Genomic DNA, 2,954 nt, shown 5'->3' with positions numbered 1-2,954 from the left:
GCGGTCAGAGGAGGCTCTCCAGGGGGACGGAGGGGTCGGCGAGGGCCTCGGTATCGACGGCGGTGCGGGCCCGGATGAGCTGCTGGATCGGGTCTGTGACGTCCCACACGTTCACGTTCATCCCGGCGAGGACGCGGCCCTCCTTGAGCCAGAAGGCGATGAACTCGCGCTTGCCGGTGTCGCCGCGGACCACGACCTGGTCGTACGTGCCGGGGGGCGCCCAGCCGGAGTACTCCATGCCCAGGTCGTACTGGTCGGAGAAGAAGTACGGGACGCGGTCGTAGGAGACGTGCTGCCCGAGCATGGCGCGGGCGGCGGCGGGGCCGCCGTTGAGGGCGTTGGCCCAGTGCTCGACGCGGAGCCGGGTGTGGAGCATCGGGTGGTGGGCCGCGGCCACGTCGCCGGCGGCGAAGACGTCGGGGTCGGAGGTGCGCAGGGACTCGTCGACGGCGATGCCGCCGCCGTCGGCCCGGTCGACCAGGGCGAGCCCGGAGTTCTCGGCGAGGGCGGTGCGGGGGGCGGCGCCGATCGCGGCGAGCACGGCGTGGGCCGGGTGCTCCTCGCCGTCGTCGGTGCGGACGGCGAGGACCATGCCGTCCTGGCCGACGATCTCGGTGAGCCGGGCGCCGAAGTGGAAGCGGACGCCGTGGTCGGCGTGCAGGTCGGCGAAGAGCTGGCCCAGCTCGGGGCCGAGGACCCGGTGCAGCGGGGTGGGGTCGGACTCGACGACGGTGACCTCGGCGCCGTAGCCGCGGGCGGCGGCGGCGACCTCCAGGCCGATCCAGCCGGCGCCGGCGATCACCAGGTGGCCGTTGTCGCGGCCGAGGGAGGCGAGGACCTGGCGGAGCCGGTCGGCGTGGGCGAGCCGGCGCAGGTGGTGGACGCCGGCCAGCTCTGTGCCGGGGACGTCGAGGCGGCGGGGCTCGGCGCCGGTGGCGAGGAGCAGCTTGTCGTAGCGGATGACGGTGCCGTCGCCGAGCCGCACGGTGCGGGCCTCGCGGTCGATGGCGGTGACGGACTGCCCGAGGTGCAGCTCGATGTCGTGGCCCGCGTACCAGGCGGCCTCCTGGACGAAGACGCCGGCGCGTTCCTTCGCGCCGGTCAGGTACCCCTTGGACAGCGGTGGCCGCTCGTAGGGGTGGTCGCGTTCGTCACCGATGAGGATCACCCGGCCGTTGAACCCCTCGGCCCGCAGGGTCTCCGCCGCTTTGGCCCCTGCCAGGCCCCCGCCGACGATGACAAAGGTCTGATCTGCGTCGACCACGTCTTTTTCCTCCTCTTTGCGACCGGTTCCAACCTACGCCCCCGGGCGTTCGTCGGGCCGTTCCGCCTCGGGCCGTGCATGCGAGCGTCCCGCACGGACGGTGGTGACGGAAGAGGGCCCACCCCGTGCGCGGGGCCGGGGTGCCCCGCGCACGGGTCAGGCGTGGTGCGGGCGGAGATGGGCGTGCAGGGCCCTCGCGGAGGCGTCGGTGAGGGAGGCGATCTGGTCGACGATGACGCGCTTGCGGGCCCGGTCGTCGGCCGCCTGGTCGAACAGGGACCGGAACTGCGGTTCGAGTCCGTCGGGGGCGCGGGCGACGAGGGCCTCGGCGAGCTCGGCGACGACGACGCGCTGGTCGGCGCGGAGGGCCTCCTGCTCGGCGCGCTGCATCACGTACCGGTCGGCGACGGCCTTGAGGACCGCGCACTCGTTGCGGGTCTCCCGGGGGACGACGAGTTCGGCGGCGTAGCGGGTGAGGCGGCCGGTGCCGTGGGCCTGGCGGGTGGCGCCCTCCGCGGCGAGCGCGAACCGGCCGATGAGCTGGCTGGTGGCGTCCTTGAGGCGGGCCTGGGCGACGGCCGAGCCGTCGTAGCCGTGCGGCCACCAGTCCTGCTCGACGAGCCGGTCGAGGGCCTCGGCGAGCTCCTGCGGGTCGGTGTCCTCGGGGACGTAGCGGCCGATGGCGACGGCGGCGATGTCGGCGCGCTCGGGCTCGGCGAGGAGCAGGTTGGGGTCGATGTGCCCGGCGTGCAGGCCGTCCTCGAAGTCGTGCACCGAGTACGCCACGTCGTCGGCCCAGTCCATGACCTGGGCCTCGAAGCACTTGCGGTGGGCGGGGGCGCCCTGCCGGATCCAGGCGAAGACGGGGAGGTCGTCCTCGTAGACGCCGAACTTGGGCGAGCCGGGGTCCTCGGGGTGGGCGCCGCGGGTCCAGGGGTACTTGGTGGCGGCGTCGAGGGTGGCCCGGGTGAGGTTGAGGCCGACGCTGACGAGTTCGCCGTCGACGTCCTTCACGAAGCGCTTGGGTTCGATACGGGTGAGGAGGCGGAGGGACTGGGCGTTCCCCTCGAAGCCGCCGCAGTCCTTGGCGACGTCGTTGAGCGCCTGCTCGCCGTTGTGCCCGAAGGGCGGGTGGCCCATGTCGTGGGAGAGGCAGGCGGCCTCGACGAGGTCGGGGTCGCAGCCGAGGGCGGCGCCGAGCTCCCGGCCGACCTGGGCGCACTCCAGGGAGTGGGTGAGCCGGGTGCGGGGGCTGGCGTCCCAGGCGTGGCCCCGGGTGCCGGGGGTGACGACCTGGGTCTTGCCGGCGAGCCTGCGGAGCGCGGCGGAGTGCAGCACGCGGGCGCGGTCGCGCTGGAAGGCGGTGCGTCCGGGACGTTTGTCGGGCTCGGCGTCCCAGCGGTCGGTCGCGGCGGCGTCGTAGCCGGGCGTGCCGGGGACGCCGAGGGTGCCGGTGGGGTCGGTGGGGTCCGGGCTGCCCTTGGTCGCTGTGCTGTGTGCGATGCCTTCCATGCATCGAAGGTAACCGGAGGGGCCGACAGAAGTGCTCAGACGGTGGCGAGTTCCCGCCCCCGGGTGGTGGTGCGCAGGGCCCGGTCGTAGCGGTGCAGCACCAGGCGGGCGAGGGCCGGGTGGGCGCCGAGGGGCTCGGAGGCGATCCAGGGGGCGTGGGCGGCGGCACGGCTCGCGA

General features: G+C 74.4%; 2 protein-coding genes. Both read right to left on the bottom strand.

Going from position 1 to position 2,954, the window contains the following annotated elements; genetic code table 11:
* Positions 1-4: 4 nt before the first annotated feature.
* Positions 5-1,264, bottom strand: coding sequence for an NAD(P)/FAD-dependent oxidoreductase (locus EAO70_RS19790; RefSeq protein WP_148004215.1), 1,260 nt, complete (start codon positions 1,262-1,264; stop codon positions 5-7).
* Positions 1,265-1,420: 156 nt separating this feature from the next.
* Positions 1,421-2,776 carry a deoxyguanosinetriphosphate triphosphohydrolase gene (locus tag EAO70_RS38035; protein ID WP_187283955.1) on the bottom strand — a complete coding sequence of 452 codons (1,356 nt, stop codon included), beginning with the start codon at positions 2,774-2,776 and terminating at the stop codon, positions 1,421-1,423.
* Positions 2,777-2,954 lie beyond the last annotated feature (178 nt).

This window comes from Streptomyces sp. adm13(2018) (assembly GCF_008042145.1).
Classification (GTDB): Bacteria; Actinomycetota; Actinomycetes; order Streptomycetales; family Streptomycetaceae; genus Streptomyces.
Note: the sequence above shows the minus strand (reverse complement) of the source record. Positions and strands in the feature narration are given on the sequence as shown.